Here is a 1,439-nt window from a genome sequence, read left to right as displayed (position 1 = left end):
GTAATAAGTAGCTGGTTATAATTAAATTAAAAATGGATTTTAGGTTCGATCCCCCCTGCCCCCCTTGATAAGGGGGGTGCCGATCCCCCCTTAGTCCCCCCTTTAATCCCCCCTTAATAAGGGGGGCATCTGACAACTTTTAACGCCTACCTACTTAAGTGAACTTAATAACTGTTTACTAATAACCTAGGAAAAAAACCTGCTCTAATGCTATTTTTCAAAAGTAACGACAGAGATGGTCATGCCTGCTACGAATAAAGAAAAATGGTATTATTCTTCTTCTAAACTTAATCCTAACGCCTGTAAGCGTTCCGCTAGTCGATCCGCACGTTTCTTTTCTTTATCGGCACGTTTCTTTTCTTTATCGGCACGTTTCTTTTCTTTATCGGCACGTTTCTTTTCTTGACGCATTTGAGACTCTAACTCAACAGTTGTTAAAAATTTCTCTCCATCAGGACGATACAATTCTAAACTAGATTTATTCCAGATAAAACGCATACCTAAACGGGGACTTATCCAGTCATTGATGGGGATAATTTCTCTTAAATTTTCTCTCTGTCTTTGCCAACCTTGTAAACGACAGCGCATCGGGTTATATAAATAGTATTCTTCTACACCATATGTGTCATAAAACTCTAATTTTCGACTCATCTCTGCTTTTGTATTCTTCGGTGATAGAATTTCAAAAACCACTTGAGGAGCGATATTTTCTTCCTGCCATTGACGATAGGAACCCCTCCGTCCTTTGGGACGACCAAAAGCTACCATCACATCGGGAGCAACCGGTGAAACCAAAGTAGAACGCAGAGGATACCAGAGTAAATCTCCGGCAATAAACACCTTAGGGTCATCGGCAAAGATAATCTCTAAATTCTCCTTAATTTTGACAATCCACTCATATTGTTCGGTATTATCTGCCATCGGTTGACCATCGCTATCGGGGAAAAGAAGATCGTCGTCAATATCAAGATAACTAACCATTGTCTTTTATTTTTAATAGATGGTTGTTTTCTGATTATAGCAAGATAATTATGAATTATGAATTATCAATTATTAATTATGAATTATGAATTATGAATTATGAATTGGGGAGATGGGGTAATGGGGGAGATGGGGTAATGGGGGAGTGGGGGAGTGGGGAGGAGGGGAGGAGGGAGAAAAAAGCTGATGGCTGACAAAAGGTCTTAAGCGGCGGTTATATCTATTAAAGTCTATATTTATCAAAAAATTAATTGACTAGAATCTATAAAAACGTTAGGATTGATGGTGACAAATAGTTGTTATTGAGAAGGGGATAAGAACTTGATACAGGCAACCCTGCACCAGTTAAGGGTTTTTGAGGCTACCGCTCGACACAGTAGCTTTACCAAGGCGGCCGAGGAGTTATTTATCACTCAACCTACCGTCTCAACCCAAGTCAAACAACTCACAAAAGCTGT

At 39.5% G+C, this 1,439-nt stretch carries 2 protein-coding genes; one reads left to right on the top strand and one right to left on the bottom strand.

Annotation, left to right across the window (positions count from 1 at the left end):
- Window positions 1-270: 270 nt before the first annotated feature.
- On the bottom strand, window positions 271-981 hold the full coding sequence (locus PX481_RS11360) for a Uma2 family endonuclease (protein ID WP_002761531.1): 711 nt from the start codon (window positions 979-981) through the stop codon (window positions 271-273).
- A 321-nt stretch (window positions 982-1,302) separates the two neighbouring features.
- Here PX481_RS11360 and PX481_RS11355 point away from each other — a divergent pair.
- On the top strand, window positions 1,303-1,439 hold a 137-nt coding region (locus PX481_RS11355), incomplete at its 3' end, for a LysR family transcriptional regulator (RefSeq protein ID WP_288094603.1).

It is taken from the genome of Microcystis sp. M53603_WE2 (assembly GCF_030065435.1).
The sequence above is the reverse complement of the archived record's forward strand: the minus strand, read 5'-3'. Positions and strand labels throughout refer to the sequence as shown.

Excerpts from the sequence above, each read along its gene's own strand:
- PX481_RS11360 (WP_002761531.1), bottom strand. The coding sequence starts at position 981 with ATGGTTAGTTATCTTGATATTGACGACGATCTTCTTTTCCCCGATAGC.